Source organism: Dysosmobacter sp. (assembly GCF_034093755.1).
Classification (GTDB): Bacteria; Bacillota; Clostridia; order Oscillospirales; family Oscillospiraceae; genus Oscillibacter.
Genome location: NZ_JAXEBZ010000048.1, coordinates 13,840 through 36,433, shown reverse-complemented (window position 1 = coordinate 36,433; position 22,594 = coordinate 13,840). Strand labels below are relative to the sequence as shown.

The 22,594-nt window shown below is 62.5% G+C and carries 20 protein-coding genes and 3 tRNA genes; 11 read left to right on the top strand and 12 right to left on the bottom strand.

Going from position 1 to position 22,594, the window contains the following annotated elements; translation table 11 throughout:
- Window positions 1–11: 11 nt before the first annotated feature.
- Window positions 12–4,538: a glutamate synthase large subunit gene (gene gltB, locus SOX55_RS06425; RefSeq protein ID WP_325286613.1), complete on the bottom strand. Its 4,527-nt coding sequence runs from the start codon at window positions 4,536–4,538 to the stop codon at window positions 12–14.
- Between the two features lie 230 nt (window positions 4,539–4,768).
- Window positions 4,769–5,785: a stage V sporulation protein AD gene (locus SOX55_RS06420; RefSeq protein WP_325286612.1), complete on the bottom strand. Its 1,017-nt coding sequence runs from the start codon at window positions 5,783–5,785 to the stop codon at window positions 4,769–4,771.
- Between the two features lie 177 nt (window positions 5,786–5,962).
- Here SOX55_RS06420 and SOX55_RS06415 point away from each other — a divergent pair, with 177 nt between their 5' ends.
- Complete coding sequence (locus SOX55_RS06415; RefSeq protein ID WP_325286611.1) at window positions 5,963–6,568, top strand: hypothetical protein; 606 nt, start codon at window positions 5,963–5,965, stop codon at window positions 6,566–6,568.
- A 77-nt stretch (window positions 6,569–6,645) separates the two neighbouring features.
- On the opposite strand, the gene SOX55_RS06410 is transcribed toward SOX55_RS06415, so the two are convergent.
- Together SOX55_RS06410 and SOX55_RS06405 are read right to left on the bottom strand one after the other, a co-directional pair.
- Entirely contained in the window at window positions 6,646–7,602 is a 957-nt protein-coding gene (locus SOX55_RS06410; protein WP_325286610.1) for a 1-aminocyclopropane-1-carboxylate deaminase/D-cysteine desulfhydrase, read from the bottom strand.
- A gap of 75 nt (window positions 7,603–7,677) precedes the next feature.
- Entirely contained in the window at window positions 7,678–8,013 is a 336-nt protein-coding gene (locus SOX55_RS06405) for an arsenate reductase family protein (RefSeq protein WP_325286609.1), read from the bottom strand.
- 56 nt (window positions 8,014–8,069) lie between these two features.
- Between SOX55_RS06405 and SOX55_RS06400 the strand changes: the two genes are divergently transcribed.
- The 5 genes from SOX55_RS06400 to SOX55_RS06380 all read left to right on the top strand — a co-directional run bounded on the left by SOX55_RS06400 (window position 8,070) and on the right by SOX55_RS06380 (window position 10,141).
- Window positions 8,070–8,786, top strand: coding sequence for an NAD-dependent protein deacylase (locus tag SOX55_RS06400; RefSeq protein WP_325286608.1), 717 nt, complete (start codon window positions 8,070–8,072; stop codon window positions 8,784–8,786).
- Between the two features lie 199 nt (window positions 8,787–8,985).
- Window positions 8,986–9,071, top strand: a tRNA-Leu gene (locus tag SOX55_RS06395).
- Between the two features lie 27 nt (window positions 9,072–9,098).
- Window positions 9,099–9,186, top strand: a tRNA-Leu gene (locus tag SOX55_RS06390).
- A gap of 65 nt (window positions 9,187–9,251) precedes the next feature.
- Window positions 9,252–9,339 (top strand) — tRNA-Leu (locus tag SOX55_RS06385).
- Between the two features lie 187 nt (window positions 9,340–9,526).
- Window positions 9,527–10,141, top strand: coding sequence for an NUDIX hydrolase (locus tag SOX55_RS06380; RefSeq protein WP_325286607.1), 615 nt, complete (start codon window positions 9,527–9,529; stop codon window positions 10,139–10,141).
- A 65-nt stretch (window positions 10,142–10,206) separates the two neighbouring features.
- On the opposite strand, the gene SOX55_RS06375 is transcribed toward SOX55_RS06380, so the two are convergent.
- The 4 genes from SOX55_RS06375 to SOX55_RS06360 all read right to left on the bottom strand — a co-directional run bounded on the left by SOX55_RS06375 (window position 10,207) and on the right by SOX55_RS06360 (window position 14,512).
- A complete protein-coding gene (locus SOX55_RS06375) occupies window positions 10,207–10,836 on the bottom strand; it encodes a hypothetical protein (protein ID WP_325286606.1) in 630 nt (209 codons plus the stop codon).
- Window position 10,837: 1 nt separating this feature from the next.
- The gene (locus SOX55_RS06370; RefSeq protein ID WP_325286605.1) at window positions 10,838–12,073 is read right to left on the bottom strand and encodes a hypothetical protein; all 1,236 of its coding nucleotides are present in this window, start codon (window positions 12,071–12,073) and stop codon (window positions 10,838–10,840) included.
- Window positions 12,074–12,292: 219 nt separating this feature from the next.
- Entirely contained in the window at window positions 12,293–12,973 is a 681-nt protein-coding gene (locus SOX55_RS06365; RefSeq protein ID WP_325286604.1) for a P-II family nitrogen regulator, read from the bottom strand.
- A gap of 12 nt (window positions 12,974–12,985) precedes the next feature.
- The gene (locus SOX55_RS06360) at window positions 12,986–14,512 is read right to left on the bottom strand and encodes a DUF1538 domain-containing protein (RefSeq protein ID WP_442873614.1); all 1,527 of its coding nucleotides are present in this window, start codon (window positions 14,510–14,512) and stop codon (window positions 12,986–12,988) included.
- 201 nt (window positions 14,513–14,713) lie between these two features.
- On the opposite strand from SOX55_RS06360, the gene SOX55_RS06355 reads away from it, so the two are divergent.
- From SOX55_RS06355 to SOX55_RS06345, 3 genes are read left to right on the top strand one after another with little or no spacing between them, the layout of a single operon-like run.
- Complete coding sequence (locus SOX55_RS06355) at window positions 14,714–15,541, top strand: MerR family transcriptional regulator (RefSeq protein WP_325286602.1); 828 nt, start codon at window positions 14,714–14,716, stop codon at window positions 15,539–15,541.
- A complete protein-coding gene (locus SOX55_RS06350) occupies window positions 15,531–16,163 on the top strand; it encodes a GyrI-like domain-containing protein (protein WP_325286601.1) in 633 nt (210 codons plus the stop codon). The genes SOX55_RS06355 and SOX55_RS06350 overlap by 11 nt, the downstream gene beginning before the upstream one ends.
- A 60-nt stretch (window positions 16,164–16,223) precedes the next feature.
- On the top strand, window positions 16,224–16,595 hold the full coding sequence (locus tag SOX55_RS06345) for a VOC family protein (protein ID WP_325286600.1): 372 nt from the start codon (window positions 16,224–16,226) through the stop codon (window positions 16,593–16,595).
- Between the two features lie 58 nt (window positions 16,596–16,653).
- On the opposite strand, the gene SOX55_RS06340 is transcribed toward SOX55_RS06345, so the two are convergent.
- From SOX55_RS06340 to SOX55_RS06330, 3 genes are read right to left on the bottom strand one after another with little or no spacing between them, the layout of a single operon-like run.
- Entirely contained in the window at window positions 16,654–17,526 is an 873-nt protein-coding gene (locus SOX55_RS06340; RefSeq protein WP_325286599.1) for a MetQ/NlpA family ABC transporter substrate-binding protein, read from the bottom strand.
- 41 nt (window positions 17,527–17,567) lie between these two features.
- Window positions 17,568–18,248 carry a methionine ABC transporter permease gene (locus SOX55_RS06335; protein WP_325286598.1) on the bottom strand — a complete coding sequence of 227 codons (681 nt, stop codon included), beginning with the start codon at window positions 18,246–18,248 and terminating at the stop codon, window positions 17,568–17,570.
- Window positions 18,241–19,242, bottom strand: a complete 1,002-nt coding sequence (locus tag SOX55_RS06330; protein WP_325286645.1) for a methionine ABC transporter ATP-binding protein — start codon at window positions 19,240–19,242, stop codon at window positions 18,241–18,243. The genes SOX55_RS06335 and SOX55_RS06330 overlap by 8 nt, the downstream gene beginning before the upstream one ends.
- Window positions 19,243–19,788: 546 nt before the next feature.
- Here SOX55_RS06330 and SOX55_RS06325 point away from each other — a divergent pair.
- Window positions 19,789–20,589 carry a DUF368 domain-containing protein gene (locus tag SOX55_RS06325; protein ID WP_325286597.1) on the top strand — a complete coding sequence of 267 codons (801 nt, stop codon included), beginning with the start codon at window positions 19,789–19,791 and terminating at the stop codon, window positions 20,587–20,589.
- A 41-nt stretch (window positions 20,590–20,630) separates the two neighbouring features.
- The gene (locus SOX55_RS06320) at window positions 20,631–21,158 is read left to right on the top strand and encodes a GNAT family N-acetyltransferase (RefSeq protein ID WP_325286596.1); all 528 of its coding nucleotides are present in this window, start codon (window positions 20,631–20,633) and stop codon (window positions 21,156–21,158) included.
- A 102-nt stretch (window positions 21,159–21,260) separates the two neighbouring features.
- Here the strand turns inward: SOX55_RS06320 and SOX55_RS06315 are convergent, their stop codons facing one another.
- Window positions 21,261–22,550 (bottom strand): methionine gamma-lyase family protein, encoded by a 1,290-nt coding sequence (locus SOX55_RS06315; RefSeq protein ID WP_325286595.1) that lies wholly within the window; start codon window positions 22,548–22,550, stop codon window positions 21,261–21,263.
- Window positions 22,551–22,594: the final 44 nt, after the last annotated feature.

The following is a 22,594-nucleotide window of genomic DNA, read 5'->3' as shown; positions in this document are numbered from 1 at the left end:
TGTTCCCCTCCTTACGCTTTGGTACTGGCGTAGAACGCCTCGATCTCGGCCTGTTCGCGGCTCATGCCCTTGGCTTCCAGCTGGGCGATGGCCCGGATCATGCGGTCATAGTCCCGGGGCATGATCTTCTTGAAGCAGGGGATGTAGGACTTGAAGGCGGACAGAATCTGCTTGCCCTTGGGAGAGCCGGTGGCGGCCACGTGCTCTTCAATGAGGCTCCGCAGCTCCTGAATGTCGCAGTTCTCCGTCAGGGTGTCGATCATGACCTGGTCCTTGTTCAGCCGCATGTAGAGGTCATGGTTCTCGTCCAGCACGTAGGCGATGCCGCCGGACATGCCGGCCGCGAAGTTGCGGCCCGTGGGGCCAAGGATGACCACCCGGCCGCCGGTCATGTACTCGCAGCCGTGGTCGCCCACGCCCTCCACCACGGCCACCGCGCCGGAGTTGCGGACGCAGAACCGCTCACCGGCCATGCCGTTGATGAAGGCCCGGCCGGAGGTGGCGCCGTACAGGGCCACGTTGCCCAGAATGATGTTTTCACTGGCGTCGAACTTGCTCTCCTTGGGCGGGTAGAGCACCAGCTTGCCGCCGGAGAGGCCCTTGCCGAAGCCGTCGTTGCAGTCGCCCTCCAGCTTCAGCGTCAGGCCCTTGGGGATGAACGCGCCGAAGGACTGACCGCCGCCGCCGTGGCAGGTGATGACGTAGCTGTCGTCAGGCAGGGTGTTTCCGCAGGTGCGGGTGATCTCCGAGCCGAACAGGGTGCCGAAGGAGCGGTCGGTGGAGGAAACCTTCAGGTCCAGGGTGCCGGACTTTTTGCCCTTCAGGCTCTTGCCCAGCTTCTCCAGCAGGACGCTGACGTCCATGGTCTTTTCCAGGTGGAAGTCATAGGCCGCGTCGGCGTGGAAGTGGGGGACATGCTCGCCATAGGGGTTGTTGAGGATGAAGCTCAGGTCCAGGGTCTCCGCCCGGTGGGTCACCTGCTTTTCCCGGACCCGCAGCAGGTCGCTGCGGCCGATGAGCTGGTCCACGGTGGCGATGCCCAGCTTGGCCATGTACTCCCGCATCTCCTGGGCCACAAAGTGCATGAAGTTGATGACGTACTCCGGCTTGCCGGCGAAGCGCTTGCGCAGCTCCGGGTTCTGGGTGGCGATGCCGGCGGGGCAGGTGTCCAGGTTGCAGGCACGCATCATGCAGCAGCCCATGGTCACCAGCGGCGCGGTGGCAAAGCTGAATTCCTCGGCGCCCAGCATGCAGGCCATGGCCACGTCCCGGCCGGTCATCAGCTTGCTGTCCACCTCAATGGCGATCTGGTCCCGCAGGCCGTTTTCCACCAGGGTCCGGTGGGTCTCCGCCACGCCCAGCTCCCAGGGGAGGCCGGCGTTGTGGATGGAGTTCAGGGGGGCGGAGCCGGTGCCGCCGTCATAGCCGCAGATCAGCACCACCTGGGCGCCGGCCTTGGCCACGCCGGCGGCGCTGGTGCCCACGCCGGACTCGGAGCACAGCTTGACGCTGATGCTGGCGCGGCGGTTGGCGTTTTTCAGGTCATAGATCAGCTGGGCCAGGTCCTCAATGGAGTAGATGTCGTGGTGAGGCGGCGGGGAGATCAGGGCCACGCCGGGGGTGGAGAACCGGGCCTTGGCCACCCAGGGGTAGATCTTCTTGCCGGGCAGCTGGCCGCCCTCGCCGGGCTTGGCGCCCTGGGCCATCTTGATCTGAATCTCTTTGGCGCTGTTCAGATACTCGCTGGTGACGCCGAACCGGGCGGAGGCCACCTGCTTCACGGCGGAGTTGCGCTCCGTGCCGAAGCGGTCGGAGATTTCGCCGCCCTCGCCGGAGTTGGACTTGCCGCCGATGCGGTTCATGGCGATGGCCATGCACTCGTGGGCCTCCTGGGAGATGGAGCCGTAGCTCATGGCGCCGGTTTTGAAGCGCTTGACAATGGAATCCACGCTCTCCACCTGGTCGATGGGGATGCCGCCGTTGGGATCGTAGCGGAAGTCCAGCAGACCCCGGAGGGTGTGGGGCTTGTCGGCGAAATCCACCAGGGCGGTGTATTCCTTGAAGGTCTGGTAGTCCCCCTCCCGGGTGGCCTTCTGCAGCAGCAGAATGGTCCGGGGAGAGTACATGTGGTCCTCCTTGTCGGGGCCGGAGCGGAGCTTCTGGGCGCCGGTGGAGTCCAGGGTGGTGTCATAGCCCAGGCCCAGGGGGTCGAAGGCCTGGTTGTGGTTCCACTCCACGCCCTCCTCGATCTCCTTCAGGCCGATGCCCTCCACCCGGCTGACGGTGTTGGTGAAGTACTTGTCGATGACCTGGTGGTTGATGCCCACGCACTCGAAGATCTGGGCGGACTGGTAGGACTGGATGGTGGAGATTCCCATCTTGGAGGCGATCTTCACGATGCCGTGGAGGACGGCGTTGTCATAATCGTCGATGGCGGCGCCGGGGTCCTTGTCCAGCATCCCCAGGTCGATCATCTCCTCCACGCACTCCTGGGCCAGGTAGGGGTTGATGGCGGTGGCGCCGTAGCCCAGCAGGGTGGCGAAGTGGTGAACGTCTCTGGGCTCCGCACTCTCCAGAATCAGGGAGACGGCGGTGCGCTTCTTGGTGCGCACCAGGTACTTCTGCAGCGCCGAAACCGCCAGCAGGGAGGGGATGGCCACGTGGTTTTCGTCCACGCCCCGGTCCGACAGAATCAGGATGTTGGCGCCGTTGCGGTAGGCCTTGTCGCAGACCACAAACAGCCGCTCCACCGCGTTTTCCAGGGGCGAGCCCTTGTAGTACAGCAGGGAGATGGTCTCCACCTTGAAGCCGGGCTTGTTCATGTGGCGGATCTTCATCAGGTCCACGGAGGTGAGGATGGGGGAGGACAGCTGCAGCATCTTGCAGTTCTCCGCCTTCTCCTGCAGCAGATTGCCGCCGGCGCCCACGTACATGGTGGTGTCGGTGACGATCTCCTCACGGATGGCGTCGATGGGCGGGTTGGTGACCTGGGCGAACAGCTGCTTGAAATAGTCAAACAGGGGCTTGTGCACCTCGTTCAGCGCCGCCAGAGGCGTGTCGCTGCCCATGGCGAAGGCAGGCTCCGCGCCGGTGCGGGCCATGGGCAGGATGGAGTTTTTCACCTGCTCATAGGTGTAGCCGAAGGCCTTGTACAGCCGGTCCCGCATGTCCTGGGTGTGCTTTTCCACCCGGCGGTTGGGGATGGGCAGGTCCTTGAGGTAGATGAGCTGGGAGTCCAGCCACTCGCCGTAGGGCTGCTGGCGGGCGTATCTGCGCTTGATGGCCTCGTCATCCACCAGCTGCTGCTGTACGGTGTCCACCAGCAGCATTTTGCCGGGCCGCAGCCGGGACTTCTTCACGATGTGGGCGGGGTCAATGTCCAGCACGCCCACCTCGGAGGAGAGAATCAGGTTGTCATCGTCGGTGATGTACCACCGGCAGGGCCGCAGGCCGTTGCGGTCCAGCACGGCGCCCACGGTGTCGCCGTCGGAGAACACGATGGCGGCGGGGCCGTCCCAGGGCTCCATCATGGTGGCGTAGTAGTGGTAGAAGTCCCGCTTCTCCCGGCTGATCTTCCGGTCGTTGGCCCAGGGCTCCGGGATGCACATCATCACCGCCTGGGGCAGCTCGATGCCGTTCATCATCAGGAACTCCAGGGTGTTGTCCAGCATGGCGGAGTCGGAGCCGCTCTGGTCCACCACCGGCAGAATCTTGTCCATGTCCTCGTTCATCAGGGCGGAGGACATGCTCTCCTCCCGGGACAGCATCCGATCCACGTTGCCCCGGATGGTGTTGATCTCGCCGTTGTGGAGGATGTAGCGGTTGGGATGGGCCCGCTGCCAGCTGGGGGTGGTGTTGGTGGAGAACCGGGAGTGCACCAGCGCGATGGCGCTGCGGCAGTCCGGGTCTGTCAGGTCGGCGTAGAACTTCCGCAGCTGGCCCACCAGGAACATGCCCTTGTAGACGAGGGTCCGGCTGGAGAAGGAGACAATGTAGGTATTGTTGTTGGAGTGCTCAAACACCCGGCGGGCTACATACAGCTTCCGGTCAAAGTCCAGGCCGGGCGCGCAGTCCGCGGGGCGCTTCACGAAGCACTGGCAGATGCAGGGCATGCAGTCCAGCGCCTTTTTGCCCAGCACCTCCGGATGGGTGGGCACGTCCCGCCAGCCCAGGAATTCCATGCCCTCCTTGGCCACGATGATCTCCATCATCTTCTTGGCCTGGGCACGCTTCAGGGTGTCATTGGGGAAGAAGCACATGCCGACGCCGTAATCCCGCTCGCCGCCCAGCTCGATGCCCTCGGCCTCGGCGGCCTTGACCATCAGCGGATGGGGGACCTGAATCATCAGGCCCACGCCGTCGCCGGTCTCACCGGCGGCGTCCTTGCCGGCCCGGTGCTCCAGCTTTTCCACGATTTTCAGTGCGTCGTCCACGGTCTGGTACGTCTTGACGCCCCGGATGCTGACTACAGCACCGATGCCGCAGGCATCATGTTCGAAATTGGGACTGTACGGCCCGGACAGTTGTTGTTCCGACATAGGGTCCACTCCTTTTCCTCGCTAATTTGCTGAAATGCAGTCGATAAAAGACAAGACGCCCCTGAAAAAGAGGCGTCCTTGCTCTCTTTGTGCGATTATAGCGCTTTGCAAGTTAAAGTGTCAACTCTTGCAAAAACAACGGGAAGTGATTTTGTCGCACCGCCCAAATGCAGGAAAGCTCCGCCGAAAACCTTTGTGGGATTTACCGATTGATTTTACTGTGCGGACAACTATCTCTCGCGGGAAAGACAGACCACGTGGCAGATGGAGGGGATGCTCTCCCCCTGGAAGCTGGAGGTGGGGGACAGCAGCGCCCCGGTGGGAGCCATGACCACGCGGCTCCATTTGCCGCTGCGCATGCCGGAGAGCACGTAGCCGTTGAGAACCGAGGCGGAGCAGCCGCAGCCGGAGGCGCCGGCGTGCATGTCCTGGCGCTGCCGGTCATAGAGCAGCATGCCGCAGTCCTGGCAGTTGCCGGCCAGGTCCAGCCCGTCCAGGCGGAACAGGTCCAGCAGAAGCCGGTGGCCCAGGGCGCCCAGATCGCCGGTGAGAATCAGGTCATAGTCCCGGGGGGCGGTGTTGGTCTCCCGGAAGAAGGCGGTGAGGGCGGAGTGGGCCGCCGGGGCCATGGCGGCGCCCATGTTGTTGACATCGCTGATGCCGTAGTCCTCGATGACACCGCAGGTGACATGGGTCACGTAGGGCCCCGGGCCGTCCTTGGCCAGAATGGTGCATCCGGCGGCGGTGGCGGTCCACTGGGCGGTGGGGGTCCGCTGGTTGCCGTAGGGTACCGGCATCCGGTACTGCCGCTCGGCGGTGCAGAAGTGGGAGGAGGTCATGGCGGCGCAGCGCCGGGCGAAGCCGCCGTCAATGAGCATGGAGGCCAGGGCCAGGGACTCCCCCATGGTGGAGCAGGCGCCGTACAGCCCGTAAAAGGGGACCCGGAAGTCCCGCAGGGCGAAGGAGGAGCCGATGCACTGGTTCAGCAGGTCACCGGCCAGAATATAGTCCAGCTGTTCCTCCTTCAGCCCGCCCTTGTGCAGCGCCAGCTCCAGCGCCCGCTTCTGCATGACGGACTCCCCCTGCTCCCAGGTCTTCTGGCCGAAGTAGGAGTCCTGCTCCAGCTGGTCAAAGTACTCCGCCAGGGGGCCTTTCCCCTCCTGCTTTCCGCCGATGCAGGCGAAAGACTCCACGGAGGGCGGGTGCTCCAGCGCCACGGTCTGGCGGCCCATTCGTTTGCTTGCCAATTCGCATCACCTCATGGTCAGTTTTTCCGGTCCTGTCCACAGCATTCCCCGGACGGGGAAAAGTATGCCGGAGGGGGAGAAAAAGCGGCGCGGCCGGGGACTGTACAAGAAAAAAACGGTATGCTATAATCAGAAATCAAGAACTTGACAACAGCGAGGTGCCCTATGAACGAGGAAATGCGAACATTCGGATATATCTGCCCCCAGTGCGGCAAGCCGGTGATGGCCAGCCGCAGCGTATTTGCCCTGGAGGCCTCCAACGCAGAGGTGGAGTGCGAGGGCGGCGACTCCGCCCTGCGGGTGGAGTTTGACGGCCAGCACTACCGGGTCTACGTTCCCTGCGGCATCTGTGGGGAGACCCATGTGGCCACCTGCCGGCCGGAGCAGCTGCTGGAGGGGCCGGGCATCGGCCTGACCTGCTCCAAAACGAAGCAGTTCTGCTGCTACGTGGGGCCGGAGGGCACGGTGGAAAAGCACCTGCGGGAGCTGCAGGTGCTGACGGAGAAGGAGAAGCAGCAGGAGGACTCCGAGGCGGACCCGGAGGCCTTCGCCGACAGCGTCATCATGTACGAGGTGCTGTCGGAGCTGAAGGAGATCGCTGCCCGGGAAAAGGGCATCACCTGCGGCTGCGGCTCCGGACGCTACGGCATGGAGATCCGCCGCAGCGCCGTGGACCTGGTGTGCAGGGACTGCGGGGCCAAGCTGCGGATTCCCGCCGTTACGGACCGGGATCTGGACGATTTGTGCTGCCACATGAAGCTGGTGATCCCCGGCTCCAGGTGATGGTGCTGTCCGGAAGAAAAGAAACATGAAAAGGCACAGCCTGCGTTTTCTGCAGGCTGTGCCTTTTGGCATTCGGATCAATCCAGCGCCACGTCCACGGCGAACAGGCCGCCGGCGCCGCCGGAGTAGAGGAAGAGCACGTTGTCCTCCGGCCGGAAGGCCCCCTCCCGGGCCAGCTTAATGAGGCCGGCGAAGGCCTTGCCGGTGTAGACCGGGTCCAGGAACAGACCCTCGTTTTCCGCCATCATGCGGATGGCGGCGTTGCCCTCGGCGGAGGCGATGGCGTAGCCGGGGCCGCACATGTCCACCAGGTGTACGTCCTCCGGGCCGATGGCCACGTCGGCCTCCAGCAGTCTGGCGGTGCCCCGCATGATCTCCGGCGTGATCTGGTCGAAGGGGTCGGAGTCCACCATCATGCCGATGGTGCGGGTCTCCGGCAGGAGCAGCTTCGTGCCCAGGGCCACGCCGGCGTGGGTGCCGCCGCTGCCCTCGGCGCAGACCAGATAGTCAAAGTGCATCCCGCTCTCGGCAATCTCCTGGACGCAGGCCACGTAGCCCAGGGCGCCCAGGGCGTTGGAGCCGCCGCAGGGAATCTTGTAGTAGGGGCGGCCCAGCTCCATGCCCACCCGGTCCATCTCGGCGTAAATGTCATCGTAGCTGTCGGTGTCCATGAAGCGCACGTCGGTGTCCATCAGGTATTCCAGCAGCTGGTTGCCCTTGCGCTCCGTGACGCCCCGCTTTTTCAGAATCAGAATGGGGGTCATCCCCAGCTTTTTGGCGCAGGCGGCGGTGAGCATGGCGTGATTGGACTGGGCGCCGCCGGTGGTGAACACAATCTCCGCCCCCTGCTGCTTCGCCTCCGCCAGCAGGAACTCCAGCTTCCGGACCTTGTTGCCGCCCAGGCCGATGCCGGTCATGTCGTCCCGCTTGATCCAGACATTGGTGCCCAGAATGCGGCTGATGTTTTCCAGCTTCTGAATGGGGGTGGGCAGTACGGCGAGAGATACCCGCGGGAAATCGTTCAGACTTTTCATAGAGAACTCCTTTATAAATATAGTTTTACTGTCATATGGGTTTCCGGACCGGCGGCTGTTCCGGCCCGGGGGCGCTTATTCCCAGGTCTCCCAGACCTCCGGATGGTAGCCCACGGTGGCCTGTCTGCCGTTGCGGACAATGGGGGCTTGGAACAGCTCCGGGTGCTCCAGCAGCTTTTCCTCCCGGGCGTCGGGGGTGGTGTAGGCCATGTAGAGATCCTCGTAGGCCCGGCACTTGGTGTCCACCAGCGCCTCAAAGCCCACGCATTTCCGCACCGCCTGATACTCCCGGGGGGAGAGACCCTTGGTTTTCAGGTCGATGTACTGGTATTTGATGCGCCGCTCCTTGAACCAGCGCTCGGCCTTCTTGGAATCGAAGGATTTGGAGGAGCCGAAAATTTGAATGTTCATTTGCATTTCTCCTTGCCGTGTATTAAAATAGCCACAGAAAAAAAGGGGGGAGCTGCATGAAAGAAACCATCGCCAGACTCAAAGAGCTGGTGGACGGCTCTGACAACATCGTGTTTTTCGGCGGCGCCGGCGTGTCCACGGAATCGGGCATTCCGGATTTCCGCAGCACCGACGGACTGTACCACCAGAAGTGGAAGTACCCGCCTGAGACAATTTTAAGCCATACGTTCTACGAATGCAATACCGAGGAATTTTTCCGTTTCTACCGGGCCAAGCTGCTGATTCCCGGCGTGCAGCCCAACGCCGCCCACCGGAAGCTGGCGGAGCTGGAGCAGGCGGGGAAGCTGAAGGGCGTCATCACCCAGAACATCGACGGGCTGCATCAGGCTGCCGGTAGCAAGGTGGTGCTGGAGCTTCACGGCAGCGTCCACCGGAACTACTGCGAGAAGTGCGGAAAGTTCCATGACTTCGACTTCATGTACCGCTCCGAGGGGGTGCCCCGCTGCGATTGCGGCGGCCGGGTGAAGCCGGACGTGGTGCTGTATGAGGAGGGGCTGGACCAGGAGACCATCCAGCGGTCCGTGCAGCTGATCCGGAACGCGGATATGCTGATCATCGGCGGCACGTCGCTGAATGTGTACCCGGCGGCGGGCCTCATCAACTACTACCGGGGCCACAAGCTGGTGCTGATCAACAAGTCCGCCGTGGCCCGGGATCTGGCCGCCGATCTGGTGATCACCGACCCCATCGGCGAGGCCCTGAGCCGGATCTGACTGCCTGTTCTGCCTGCCGGAGGACCGGCGCGGTCCTCCGGCAGGTTGCGGAATCCGGCCAAAAGCAAACGTTTTCGGCAGGTTTGCGGCTGGAAAATGCAGGATAAATTTTTTCGAGAAAAAAGTAGAATTAATGGTTGACAAAAGCGCTGGTTCTGGCTATAATAATCAAGCAGTCTTTCCTAAGGAACAGAGATTTGCGGCTGTGCTGGAACTGGTAGACAGGCCAGCTTGAGGTGCTGGTGTCAAATCGACGTGTGGGTTCAAATCCCGTCAGCCGCACCATTGATCCTCTTTTGTTCCGTTATATGCGCGCGAGTGGTGGAATTGGCAGACTCGCTAGATTCAGGTTCTAGTGTCCATTACGGACGTGCGGGTTCAAGTCCCGCCTCGCGCACCAGACTCCCACCGGAGATTCCGGTCTCCGGTGGGTCCCTTATGGGATTGCAAATTACATATGGATACGCGCGAGTGGTGGAATTGGCAGACTCGCTAGATTCAGGTTCTAGTGTCCATTACGGACGTGCGGGTTCAAGTCCCGCCTCGCGCACCACGTCGGAGCAAGCTGCATATCGCTTGCTCCGACTTTTTTCAGAAGTCGGAGCGCACTCATTCCGCTGCTCCTCCTTTCCGAATCGAACCCGCTGCGCTGGGCTTCGATTCGGTTTTTTGGTACAGGCGGTCATGTTTTGAAAGCGTTCGGGAGTTTTTATACATTTTTTTGCGGGAGGACAGACACTATGGAACGGTGGCTGGAATGGATCGTGGAGCTGCAGAGCCTGGCCCAGGCGGGGCTGACCTACGGCCGTGACCGGTTCGACCTGGAGCGCTATCAGCGCATCCGGGACATCACCGCGGAGATGCTGGCCTGTCAGGCGGAGCTGCCGGTGGAGAAGGTGCGGGACCTCTTCTGCAGTGAGGTTGGCTACCAGACCCCCAAGCTGGACACCCGGGCCGCCGTGTTCCGGGAGGGAAACATCCTGCTGGTGCGGGAGAGCGACGGCCGCTGGGCATTGCCCGGCGGCTGGGTGGATGTGAACGTCACCGTGGCGGAAAACGCCGTTAAGGAGGTGTGGGAGGAGGCGGGGCTTACCGTCACCGCCGACCGCCTGCTGGCCGTGCTGGACTGGGGAAAGCGGAACCCGGCGCCCCATCGGCCCTACGGCATCTGCAAGGTGTTTTTCCAGTGCGGCTATGTGGGCGGCAGCTTCCGGCCCAACAGCGAGACCACAGAGAGCGGCTGGTTCCCGGAGGACGATCTGCCGGAGCTGGCAGAGGAGAAAACCACGGCGGAGCAGGTACGGATGTGCTTCGCGGCCTGCCGGGACGAGAACTGGAAGGTCCTGTTTGACTGAAGCGGAAAATCCTCCGAAGCAGACGCTTCGGAGGATTTCCTGTAACCCTGAAGGAGAAGACAGGGTTACCCAAAGTCAAACAGCAGGGGCTTTTTTACCGCCTGAATATCGCTCTCGTACCGGGTGATGGCGGCGGTCAGATCGTTGTAGCTGCCGGTTACGTCCTCAAAATATGCCGCGTAGGCCGCCACTTCCGTATAGTAATCTTTCAGGCTCCGGGAGTTGAGATCATCCGCGGGAAGCTCCCGGATCAGCTCCTGGGCGGTATTCATGGCCTGGTCCAGAGCATCGTATGTCCCGTAGGCGGCCAGGCAATTCTCCGCTGCCGTGACGCAGTATTCCCAGCCGTCAAAGGTTTCGTCCCCGTTTGCCAGTTCGTCGGCGGTACAGCCGCCGTTTTGCTCCAGAAAGGACACATCAAAGCCGGTCTGCCGGGACAGCTGCTCCATCACGGCGTCCGCTCCGCACTCCGGCGCGTCCCAGATGCCGAAGTGCCAGGCCGCGTCAATGATGATCATCCCGGATTTGCAGAGGGTCTCGGCGCTTTCAATGCAGTCGTATGCCTGCCGCGCGATTTCGGCGGCAGTGGGTTCTTCTTCGCGGGGTTCCGCCGGCGGAGGACTTTGGGGCGCGGCGCAGGCGGCGCACCCCAGCACAAGCGCCGAGGCCAGCAGGGCGGCAGTCAGTCGCTTCATTTCAATCGTTCACCCCTTCAAATCTGGGCGTGATGGCATGGATCGCGTCATACAGCTCGTTCAGCCTGGCGATCTGGCGGCTGATGGCATCGTCCGCGGATCTGGTATTTACCCGGATGATGTTGGACCGCAGCCCTTTCTTCATCTTGGGAAGCAGCGGGAAATAGCTGACCAGGTCACCGTTGTCATAGAAAACAAGATCCCGCAGGATCCCTTTCACCAGAGATTCCTTGATGGCGGCATTTGACAGGTCATACTCCAATCCTTTGTAGAAGCCGACTGTGCCGGCTAGCAGGGCGTCCAGCCGGTCATAGACAGACTGGTTGTGCCGGATGGCGGCCTCCAGCAGAGATTCCGAAAAGGTATTCTTGCTTTGCAGCAGCCGCTCAATCAACTCGCCGGTAAAGGGGAAGAGAAACCGGTTATCAAAACCGCCTCGGTCAGAAATCACGAACTCTTCGGAAAAATATTGCAGAACCGGCTTGCCCGCACAGACAAGGGCGTCCATCAACGCCGGATTATAGTACTGTTCGCACGGAGTCGGCGTCATTGAAAAAGCGCTGAGCTGGTAGAGAGAAGGGATTTCCCTTGCGTGGAGCTGCTCCAGCAGATCGAGGTCTTCATGCTGGATCGCCAGCGCCACCATCTGCGTTCTCAGCTCATCCCGCATGCTCATCCGTGTGTCCAGAACGTTTAAATTTTCGGGATACGGAAAAGTTTTCTTTTCGATGCTGGTCCCGGCACCGAACCCTATGAAATAGTTCTGGCTCTCCGGACCGACGAACCAGATGACCCCCTGATCCATCAGATATTTCAAAAGGCCGTAATTCTTTGCCTCCAGAGCATAATCAATGAAGGTTTTTCCGAACTCATCGGCATTCAGAATCGGGGAATCCTCCCGGTTCACATGATCCTCCCACTCCCGCGGGTCTTGCGAGAAAGCAACGGTGTAATTTGTCATGCGGACCGGCGCGGGCGCGCAGTCCCGCCCCGCACTGAGAATATCCTCACAGGACAGCTCCAGCAGCCGGCAGAACAGGGGAAGATCGTAGAGCTGAATCCCCTTTTCGCCTTTCAGAATTTTTGACAGGCGGTTGGACATATTGGTGATCTCTGTGGAGTCCGCCGGTCTGCCTGTGTCGGTTTCGATGTACTTCGCGCAGAACTTCCGGTGGCTCTCAAACCGCTGGTCAATGTGTTGCGTCAGGTATTGCCCGATTTCTTCGTTGCTTGCCAATGCGAATGGTAAATACATCGTTTTTCGCCTTCTTTCTGTTTGCTGCGTCCAGCATACCATACAATTTTACGGAGGACTATCGTGTTTTTGCGTACACACAGGCTTTGGAGCGGAGACCGGTTTGATTTTCTGTATGCCTGGGGCATACAGAAAGCACCTCCCCGGAGCGAGTGCTCCGGGGAGGTGAATCGTGTAGGCTGAAACGCGCCTTCGAAAAGGTCATTCCTCCTCCACCAGCCGCAGTCCGGCGGTGCTGGTGACAGGCAGGGAGAACACAATGGACTGGGCGGGGGTCTCCATGCCCGCATTCTCCATCACTGCCTGCATAATGGCGTTTTTCAGAGGCGTCCGGGCCACAATCAGCAGCAGCTCCTTTTCCGCCGCCAGAGAGATGCCCAGAAACCGCTCCGCCCGCTCCATGCCGGTGCCCTTGGCGTGAAGGACGGTGCCGCCTGCCGCACCGGCCTCCCGGGCGGCGTCCATGATGAGATCGGTGTAGCCGTGGTTGGCGATGATCACCAACAGCTGATGGGTGGTGTCCTGCAAGGTGGATTCCTCTCCTTTCACATAGTTCTGGCCCTCCGTCAGAAACTGCAGCTCCCGCTTGCCGCCGATGCTGCTGAGGGGGACGGTAAAGGCAATGCCGATGCCCGGCACGTCGATGCGCATTCTGGACTGCAGGTCCCGCTTCAGGGCCTGCCAGGTCCCATCCGTCACCAGACTGAGGGTGACGGCCTTGTCGGACCGGTCCAGACCGAGGCAGTCCAGCGTTTCGCTGGCGGCGGTGCCCACTCCCAGGGTCACAAAGCTGGCGGTCACATGGTGCTGGCGGTACAGGGCCACGAAGCCTGCCAGCCGGCTGCGCTGGAGGATGCCGATCATCAGATACAATTTGCTCATGGGAACCCTCCTTTACAGCTCAATGATGTCGTAATTCCCCAGCAGGGCGAAATCGTCCGCGCTGGCGGCGGGGCCTTCCTTCACCGACCGGTTCCGGAAGCGGTAGACCAGGCCCAGAGCCTGAATGGTGATCAGGGGCGTCATGGCCACCATGGCCACCACGCCGAAAGCATCGGTGACGATGTCGCCTCCCACGGCGCCGCAGGCGCCCATGGCGAAGGGCAGCAGGAAGGTGGCGGTCATGGGGCCGGAGGCCACGCCGCCGGAGTCGAAGGCGATGGCGGTGAACATTTTCGGCACGAACCGGGACAGCAGCAGCGCCGCGGCATAGCCGGGGAGGAGCAGCCAGAAGATGGACAGCCCCGTCAGCACCCGCACCATGGAGAGGCCCACGGAGACGGAGACGCCGGCGGACAGGCTGCAGCGCATGGCCCTGCCGGAGATGGCGCCGTCGGTCAGCTCCTCCACCTGGTGCATCAGCACCGCCACCGCCGGCTCCGCCATGACGATGAACCATCCGATAACCATGCCCACCGGGACGATGATCCACCGGAGGGGCAGGGCGGCGATGGTCTGTCCCAGATAGCTGCCGGCGGGCATGAAGCCTACGTTGACGCCGGTGAGAAACAGGGTCAGGCCGATGTAGGTATAGAGGAGGCCCACGGCGATCTTTTTCAGCTTCCGGCGGCTCAGCTTCAGCCAGAACACCTGGAACACGGCGAAAAAGGCGGCGATGGGCAGCAGCGACCGGGCGATCTCCCCCATGTAGTGAGGAAAGGAGCCGGAGAACAGCTGCCATAGGGCCACGGTGTCATCGGCATCGGGGATGGCGGAGGCGGTGTAGCTGCCGCCGTCAGGCTGGAAGACCAGTCCCAGCAGCAGCACCGACAGAATGGGGCCGATGGAGCACAGCGCCACCAGGCCGAAGCTGTCGTCAGCGGCGTGAGCGTCGCTGCGGATGGCGGAGACACCCACGCCCAGCGCCATGATGAAGGGGACGGTCATGGGGCCGGTGGTGACGCCGCCGGAGTCAAAGGCCACCGCCCAGAAATCCCGGGGGACCAGCAGCGACAGGGCGAACACCAGCAGATAGGCGCCCATCAGCATGGTGGACAGGGAAACGGAGAACAGCATCCGCAAAAAGGCGATGCACAGAAACACGCCCACCCCCGCGGCCACGGTGAAAAGCAGAACCTGGTTGGGCACGGAGGGCACCTGGTCCGCCAGCACCTGCAGGTCCGGCTCGGAAACGGTGATGAGAAAGCCCAGCAGAAAGCTTAGAAACAGCATCAGGGGCAGATTCCTGCTGCGGGTGATGCAGGCGCCCACCCGCTCGCCCATGGGGCTCATGGCCAGCTCCGCCCCCAGAGAAAAGAACATGGTGCCCACCACCAGCAGCACCGCTCCCACCAGAAAGGAGAGCAGAATGCCGGAGGGCATGGGCGCCACGGTAAAACACAGGGCCAGTACCACCGCCAGAATGGGCAGCACGGAGCTCAGGGCCTCATGGAGTTTTTCCCGCAGCTTGGTCTGGTACAATCGCATCCCGCCTTTCCGGGAGCGAAGAGCGCTCCCTATTAATTAATATCAGTATAGCAGAAAAAACCGCTACGATTCCGTTAAGAGGCCGTTTCGGTCCCGTTAAGGAAACCGTCGGAAAAAAGGACTTGACTCTCCCACAGTGGGATGGTCTATCATGGGATTGCGCGCGGAAGAAATCACATATGTGAGGGAAGTATCATGCTGAAAATCGGAGATTTTTCAAAACTGTCCAGAGTGAGCATCCGGATGCTGCGGCATTATGACGAGCTGGGTCTGCTGATCCCCGCCATGACCGACAGCGCCACCGGCTACCGCTACTACGCCGAGGAGCAGCTGCGGGCGGCGGGGAAGATCGCCGCCCTGCGGGACATGGGCGTCGGCCTGGCCGCCATCGGCGAAATCCTGCGCAGCGGGGAGGACCCGGCCTGCCTGGAGCTGCACCTCCGGCAGCACCGGCAGGCGCTGGAGCGGGAGGCGGAGGCGGTGGCCTACCGGATGCGGCAGCTGGATACAGTCCTGAAAGGGCTGGGAAAGGGAACTGCCATGAAATATGATGTTGTGCTGAAAACGCTGCCGGAGCGGTACGCCGCCTGCGTCCGGATGACCATCCCCGCCTATGAGCAGGAGGGGCTGCTGTGGGAGGTGCTGACGGGAGAGACCGCGCCGCTGCACCTGCATCCGGATGACCCCTGTTACTGCGCCGTCACCTTCTATGACGGGGAGTACCGGGAGCGGGACGTGGACGTGGAGGCGTGGAAAACGGTGAAGGGCACCTATCCCGACACGGAGCACGTCCGCTTCCGGACGCTTCCCGCCGTCACCTTCGCCTCCGCCGTCTACCGTGGCCCCTACGGCGGCATCGGCGCCGCCAACGAGGCGGTGGCCGCCTGGGTGCGGGACAACGGCTATGCCTTTGACGGTCCGTCCTTCAATATCTACCACGTCAGCCCCCATGAGACGCAGAACCCGGAGGAGTTCGTGACGGAGGTGTGCTATCCGGTGCGGCAGGTGGAACATGGCGTTTGATTTCAAGAAGGCGGAAAAGCAGCTGTACCGGCCGGGGGATACGCCGGTTCTGGTGGAGGTGCCGCGGATGCGCTATCTGGCGGTCCGGGGAACAGGCGACCCCAACGAGCCGGGCGGCGCCTATCAGCAGGCGGTGAGCGCCCTGTATGCCGTGGCCTACACGCTGAAGATGGGCGGCAAGCGAAACCGCCCCATGGAGGGCTGGTTCGACTATGTGGTTCCGCCGCTGGAGGGCTTCTGGCGGCAGACGGACGCTGCCGGCTGCGATTACAGCCGGAAAGCGGACTTTCGGTGGACGTCGGTGCTGCGCCTGCCGGAGTTTGTGACGGCGGCGGACGTGGCCTGGGCCGTGGAAGAGGCGGGCTGCAAAAAGAAAACCGACTGCTCCGCCGTGGAGGTCCTGACGGTGGAGGAGGGACTCTGCGTGCAGGTAATGCACACGGGAAGCTTTGACAGCGAACCGGAAACCGTGGCCCGGATGGATGATTGGCTGGCGGAAAACGGCTTTGAAAATGACTTTTCGGAGCGGCGGCAGCACCATGAGATTTACCTGTCGGACCCCCGGAAGGTGCTGCCGGAGCTGCGGAAAACCGTGCTGCGCCATCCGGTGCGGCGGCGCTGACCTTGCGCCGGGGGCGGCTGTGTGGTACAATACGGGTATCACAGAGCAGAGGTGAAGAATATGTTTTCATTCAACCACTTTAATTTTAATGTCACGGACCTGGACAAATCCCTGGCGTTCTACAAGGAGGCCCTGGGCCTGGAGCCGGTGGGCCAGCGGAAGGAGGCCGCCGACGGCAGCTTCATCATCGTCTATCTGGGCGACGGAAAGACGGACTTCCGTCTGGAGCTGACGTGGCTGCGGGACCATCCCCAGAAGTATGACCTGGGGGAGTGCGAGTTCCATCTGGCCCTGCGGGCGGAGGACTACGAGGCCGCCCACCGCAGGCACCTGGACATGGGCTGCATCTGCTATGAGAACCCGGCCATGGGCATCTACTTCATTACCGACCCCGACGGCTACTGGGTGGAGATTATCCCCACCCGGGCGTAACGGCAAAAAAACACCGCCCCACGGAAGTGGGGCGGTGTTTTTTCGGTTTGGGCGGGGATCAGAAGCTGGGCAGCACGTTGTTGTTGTAGGTGCTGTTGATGTAGTCCCGGACGGTGTCGGACTGCAGGGCCTCCACCAGGGCCAGCACGGCGGGGTTGTTCTCGTTGCCCTCCTTCACCACGATGATGTTGGCGAAGGTCTTGGCAGCCTCGGAGTCGGGGTCCTCCAGGGCGATGGCGTCAGCGGCGGAGGAGAAGCCGGCCTGCAGGGCGTAGTTGCCGTTGATGGCGGCGATGTCCACTTCAGTGGTCACCTGGGGCACCATGGCGGCCTCCAGCTCTACGAACTTCAGGTTCCTGGGGTTGCTGGTGATGTCGTTGGGAGTGGCCTTCAGACCGGCGTTGGCGTCGATCTCAATGAGGCCCTGGGCGGCCAGCAGCTGCAGGGCGCGGGCCTCGTTGGTGGCGTCATTGGGCACGGCCACGGTGGCACCGTTGGGCAGCTCCTCCAGAGAGGCGCTCTTGCAGGGATAGATGCCGAAGGGCTCGTAGTGGATGGGGGCCACGCTCACCAGATGGGTGCCGTTCTCAGCGTTGAACTGGTCCAGGTAGGGCTGGTGCTGGAAATAGTTGACGTCCTCGTCGCCCTCTTCCACGGCAGTGTTGGGGATAACGTAGTCGCCGTACTCGTGAATCTGCAGATCGATGCCCTGCTCCGCCAGGATGGGCTTCACCTGCTCCAGAATCTCAGCGTGGGGGGTGGGAGAGGCGGCCACGTTCAGCACCACGGTCTCCGCGGGGGCGGAGGAGGCGGCGGAAGAGGCGGCAGGGGCGGCGGGAGCGGAAGCAGCGGGGGCGGAATTGCCGCCGCAGGCGGTGAGGGACAGACCCAGCGCCAGGGTCAGGGACAGGGCAAGAATTTTCTTTTTCATACAAATTACCTCCAGTGAATCAAAAATACGCGGTTTGCGGTTTATCTCAGACGCTTGTCCACTTTTGTGGCGAGCCAACTGAAAACGGATTGAATGACCTGCACCAGCACAATGATGAGAATGACGGTGACCCACATCATGGAGGGCACCTTGCGCTGGTAGCCGTAGCGGATGGCCAGATCGCCCAGGCCGCCGGCGCCCACGGCGCCCGCGATGGCGGTATAGGCCAGAATGGTGATGATGGAAATGGACGCGCCCAGAATCAGGGAGGGCTTGGCCTCCGGCAGGTAGACCTTCCACACGATCTGGGGCACGGAGGCGCCCATGGACTGGGCGGCCTCCACCACGCCGGCGTCCACCTCCGAGAGGGAGGTCTCCACCATGCGGGCGATAAAGGGAGCGGCGGACACCACCAGCGGGACGATGGCGCCCTTGACGCCGATCTTGGTGCCCACAATGAGCTTGGTGAAGTCCATGATGGCGATCATCAGGATGATGAAGGGCAGGGACCGGCCGATGTTGATGATCCAGCCCAGAACGCGGTTGATCCACTTCCGGGGCCAGATGCCGTGGGGCTGGGTGATGATCAGCAGCACGCCCATGGGCAGGCCCAGCAGGTAGGCGAAAACGGTGGACACGATCACCATGACAAAGGTGTCCACGGTGCCGTCGGTCAGCAGCTGGCCGTATTGGTTCCAGAAGGCGGAAATGGTCTCAGTCATGGGCGGGCACCTCCTCCACGGTGATGTTGGGCTGGGAGCGGATGTAGTTCAGGGCTCTGGCGGCGTCGTTGGGGTCCTCCGGCAGGCCCAGCAGCATGGTGCCGAAGGCCTTGCCGTCAATGTTGCGGGTGTCGGCGCCCAGAATGTTCACCTTCACGCCGCAGTCAATGGCCAGGGTGGCGATGAGGGGCTCGTAGGAGGAGCCGCCGTTGAAGGCGATGCGCACCACCCGGGAGGCGGGCAGATCGTCGATGCGGACGCCGCCGGGATATACCAGCTTCCGGCCAATGTCGGTCTGGGGGTTAGAGAAGATGTCCTGCACCCGGCCCTGCTCCACGATGACGCCTCCGTCCAGAATGGCCACCCGGGAGCAGATCTCCTCGATGACGCTCATCTGGTGGGTGATCACCACCACGGTGACGCCCAGGGAGCGGTTCAGCTCCTTCAGCAGCTCCAGAATGGACACGGTGGTGGTGGGGTCCAGGGCCGAGGTGGCCTCGTCGCACAGCAGCACCTTGGGGTTGGTGGCCAATGCCCGGGCGATGGCCACCCGCTGCTTCTGGCCGCCGGAGAGCTGGGCGGGATAGGCGTTTTCCCGGTCCTCCAGCCCCACCAGTTTCAGAAGCTCCCTGGCCCGGGCCACGGCATCGGCCCGGTTCCAGCCGGCCAGCTCCAACGGGAAACAGATGTTGTTCAGGGCCGTCCGCTGCATCAGCAGGTTGAAGCTCTGGAAAATCATGCTGATGGACTGCCGGGCCTTCCGCAGCTCCTTACCGCCCAGGGCGGTGATCTCCTGGCCGTCCACCACCAAGCTGCCGTCGGTGGGCCGCTCCAGCAGGTTCATGCACCGCACCAGGGTGCTCTTTCCGGCGCCGGACAGGCCGATGATGCCGAAAATCTCTCCGGCCTCCACCGTCAGGCTGATGTCCTCCAGGGCGTGGACGGCGCCTTCGCCGGTGCCGAAGGTCTTGTTCAGATGCCGGATCTCAATAATGGGATGACTCACGGCTGAATCTCCTTTTCCTGCCCCGGAAGGGGCGGTATTTTGCGGGGACAAAAGAAAAAGCCCTTGACGCTTCCGCATCAAGGACGAACATACGCTCGTGGTACCACCTTGCTTCACCGGCTCCTCACGAAACCGGCCTTTGAGAGTGCCGACACACTCCTGCGCGATGACGGGCGCTCCCGTCGCAGCCTGTGCGGTGACCCGCAGTCGGTGCGCAACTCCAAGACCATGTTCGGCGCGGCCTTCCGTACCCGTTTTCACCGGACCGGGCTCTCTTTGCCGTATCTCCGCGCTTACTCTTCTTTTCATCGTCTTTGCGGTGTTCAGTTGTCGGGATACAGTTTACCTGCAATCGGAGCGGTTGTCAAGAAAAAAATTTATAATTCAGTGAAAAATGCCGCATACAGCCTTGTGGGTTTTTCACAAAAATGCGGAATGAGATAGGCCGGGACGGCGGAATTTTCCGGGTCTGGATTGAAAGTGAAGGGGAAAGCTGATATGATACAAGGAAAATTTTTGCCGGGGGGCGAGAGCGTGAAAAAGCGGAAGGGGCTGCGGCTGCTGGTGTGCGGCGCCCTGATCGGCGCGGGGGCCATTCTGCCCGGCGTCTCCGGCGGCGTGCTGGCGGTGGTGTTCGGCATTTACCGGCCCTTTATGGAGGTGCTGAACGATCCCCGGCAGGCGCTGCCCCGGTACTGGCGGGGCATTCTGCCCCTGTCACTGGGGTGGGTGATTGGCTTTCTGGGCTTTGCGAAGGGCATCTCCGCGGCGCTGGATCTGTCCGCCACGGTGACCACGTGGCTGTTCATCGGCCTCATTGCCGGGTCCCTGCCCGCATTGTTCCGGGAGGCGGGGAAAGAGGGCAGGGGCGCTTGCGCCTGGTGGAGCTTTTTCCTCTGCGGCGCGGCGGTGTTTGCCGGCCTCTATTATGTGGACCGGGTGCTGGCGGTGACGGTGACCCCCAACTTCTGGTGGTACAATTTCTGCGGCGTGCTGTGGGGCATGGGTGTGGTGATTCCCGGCATGACCTCCTCGTCGGTGATGATGGCCCTGGGGCTGTACCAGCCCATGCTGGAGGGGCTGGCCCGGCTGGACCTGCTGGTGCTGTCGGCGGCCCTGCCGGGGATGCTGCTGACCATTGTGCTGCTGGCCCGGACGGTGAGCTGGCTGTTCCGCCATTTTCACTCCGCCGCCTACCACGGCATTCTGGGCATTGTGGCGGCCTCCACGGTGATCATCATTCCCGCGGCCTACGCCGGCGCGGGGGAGGCGGTTCTCTCCGCCCTTGTGTTCGCCGCCGGCTTTCTGCTGGCGGAGCGGTTCGGCCACATGTGACGCCCCGGAAAAGCGGAATTTACGGAAAGGAACCCACAGAGATGGAAATCAGAAAAGCGACCGGACGGGATATTGACGCGGTGGAACGGCTCTATGACGAGATTCACGCCGCGGAGGAGGCAAAGAAGCAGACCATCGGATGGATCCGGGGGGTCTACCCTGTGCGGGCTACGGCGGAGGCGGCACTGGAACGGGCGGATTTGTTCGTGCTGGAGGATGCCGGAAGCATCTGCGGAGCCGGCATCATCAACCGCACGCAGGTTGACTCCTATGGCCGGGGCCGCTGGAAGCATCCGGTGCCGGAGGACAAGGTGTGCGTCCTGCACACCCTGGTGATTTCTCCGGCCAGAGCGGGGAAAGGGTATGGAAGAAGGTTCCTCGAATTCTATGAGACATACGCGCTGGAACATGGCTGCGTGGAACTCCGGATTGACACCAACGTGAAAAACGCGGTGGCCCGTGAGATGTACAGAAAGCACGGATATTCGGAGGTGGGGATTGTTCCCACGGATTTCAACGGGATTCCGGGGGTCGATCTGGTGCTGCTTGAGAAGTATCTGGGGCAGTGAGGGAAATCCCCGGGGAACGCGGAAAAAAACCTCCGTATGGCTGCGGCCATACGGAGGTTTTTTGTTTTCTAAGGCCCGGGACACCCCGGACGGGGGCTTTTCTCAGGCCTCCGGCAGGGTCACCAGCCCGGCGTCCGCCAGCTTCTGCAGGCTCATGAGAATGCCCAGCTTGGCGTGGTACCAGGTGAGACCGCCCTGGAAATACACGGCGTAGGGCGGGCGGATGGGGCCGTCGGCGGACAGCTCGATGGAGCTGCCCTGAACGAAGGCACCGGCGGCCATGATGACCTCGGAGTCATAGCCGGGCATGGCCCAGGGCTCCGGCGTCACGTAGCTGTCCACCGGGGCGGCGGCCTGAATGCCCAGGCAGAAGGCCTTCATGGCCTCCGGGCTGCCCAGGGTCACCGCCTGGATGATGTCATGGCGGTCCCCCGCGGCGCCGGGCACGCAGGGGAAGCCCAGTTTTTCATAGATGTTGGCGGCGAAGATGGCGCCCTTCAGCGCGCCGGACACCACCGTGGGGGCCAGGAACAGCCCCTGGTAGAACGAGGGCATCAGTCCCAGATTGGCGCCCACCTCCTGGCCCAGGCCGGGGGCGGAGAGCCGGTAGGCGCACCGCTCCACGCACTCTTTCGTGCCGCAGATGTAGCCGCCGATGGGGGCCAGACCGCCGCCGGGGTTTTTGATGAGGCTGCCCACCACCATGTCGGCCCCCAGGTCGGAGGGCTCCACGGTCTCCACAAACTCGCCGTAGCAGTTGTCCACCATCACCTTCACGTCCGGCTTCACGGTCTTGCAGAAGGCGATCAGCTCCCCGATCTGCTCCACGGAGAAGGTGGGGCGGGTGGCGTAGCCCTTGGAGCGCTGGATGGTGATGAGTTTGGTGCGCTCATTGATGGCGGCGCGGATGGCGTCGTAGTCGAAGCTGCCGTCGGCCTTCAGGTCCGCCTGGGCGTAGGTGACGCCGTACTCCTTCAGGGAGCACTTGCTCTCCCGGATGCCGATGACCTCCTCCAGGGTGTCATAGGGGGCGCCCACGGGGGAGAGCAGCTCGTCCCCCGGCAGCAGGTTGGCGGACAGGGCCACCGTCAGGGCGTGGGTTCCGCAGGTGATCTGGGGCCGCACCAGCGCCGCCTCCGTGTGGAACACGTCGGCGTAGACCCGCTCCAGATTGTCCCGGCCGATGTCGTCATAGCCGTAGCCGGTGGTGGCGGCGAAGTGGGTGGCGTTCACCCGGTTTTTCTGCATGGCGTGAATCACCTTGCACTGGTTGTACTCCGCCGTTTGGTCAATGGCGGCGAAGCGGTCCTTCAGACCCTCCAGCACGGCCTCGCCGTATTGGTACACCGCCGGGGAAAGGCCCAGCCGGCCGTACATTTCCAAAAGCTCCATGGGAAAATCCTCTTTTCCTTCAAAATATCACAGCATCCGCAACC

Bases quoted from the DNA above. Each gene is read 5' to 3' on its own strand.
- SOX55_RS06365 (WP_325286604.1), bottom strand. From the start codon at position 12,973: ATGAGCAAATTGTATCTGATGATCGGCATCCTCCAGCGCAGCCGGCTG.
- SOX55_RS06410 (WP_325286610.1), bottom strand. From the start codon at position 7,602: ATGAAAAGTCTGAACGATTTCCCGCGGGTATCTCTCGCCGTACTGCCC.
- gltB (WP_325286613.1), bottom strand. From the start codon at position 4,538: ATGTCGGAACAACAACTGTCCGGGCCGTACAGTCCCAATTTCGAACAT.
- SOX55_RS06350 (WP_325286601.1), top strand. From the start codon at position 15,531: ATGGCGTTTGATTTCAAGAAGGCGGAAAAGCAGCTGTACCGGCCGGGG.
- SOX55_RS06405 (WP_325286609.1), bottom strand. From the start codon at position 8,013: ATGAACATTCAAATTTTCGGCTCCTCCAAATCCTTCGATTCCAAGAAG.
- SOX55_RS06335 (WP_325286598.1), bottom strand. From the start codon at position 18,248: ATGACTGAGACCATTTCCGCCTTCTGGAACCAATACGGCCAGCTGCTG.
- SOX55_RS06375 (WP_325286606.1), bottom strand. From the start codon at position 10,836: ATGAAGCGACTGACTGCCGCCCTGCTGGCCTCGGCGCTTGTGCTGGGG.
- SOX55_RS06320 (WP_325286596.1), top strand. From the start codon at position 20,631: ATGGAAATCAGAAAAGCGACCGGACGGGATATTGACGCGGTGGAACGG.
- SOX55_RS06415 (WP_325286611.1), top strand. From the start codon at position 5,963: ATGCGAACATTCGGATATATCTGCCCCCAGTGCGGCAAGCCGGTGATG.
- SOX55_RS06340 (WP_325286599.1), bottom strand. From the start codon at position 17,526: ATGAAAAAGAAAATTCTTGCCCTGTCCCTGACCCTGGCGCTGGGTCTG.
- SOX55_RS06380 (WP_325286607.1), top strand. From the start codon at position 9,527: ATGGAACGGTGGCTGGAATGGATCGTGGAGCTGCAGAGCCTGGCCCAG.
- SOX55_RS06315 (WP_325286595.1), bottom strand. From the start codon at position 22,550: ATGGAGCTTTTGGAAATGTACGGCCGGCTGGGCCTTTCCCCGGCGGTG.
- SOX55_RS06345 (WP_325286600.1), top strand. From the start codon at position 16,224: ATGTTTTCATTCAACCACTTTAATTTTAATGTCACGGACCTGGACAAA.
- SOX55_RS06400 (WP_325286608.1), top strand. From the start codon at position 8,070: ATGAAAGAAACCATCGCCAGACTCAAAGAGCTGGTGGACGGCTCTGAC.
- SOX55_RS06355 (WP_325286602.1), top strand. From the start codon at position 14,714: ATGCTGAAAATCGGAGATTTTTCAAAACTGTCCAGAGTGAGCATCCGG.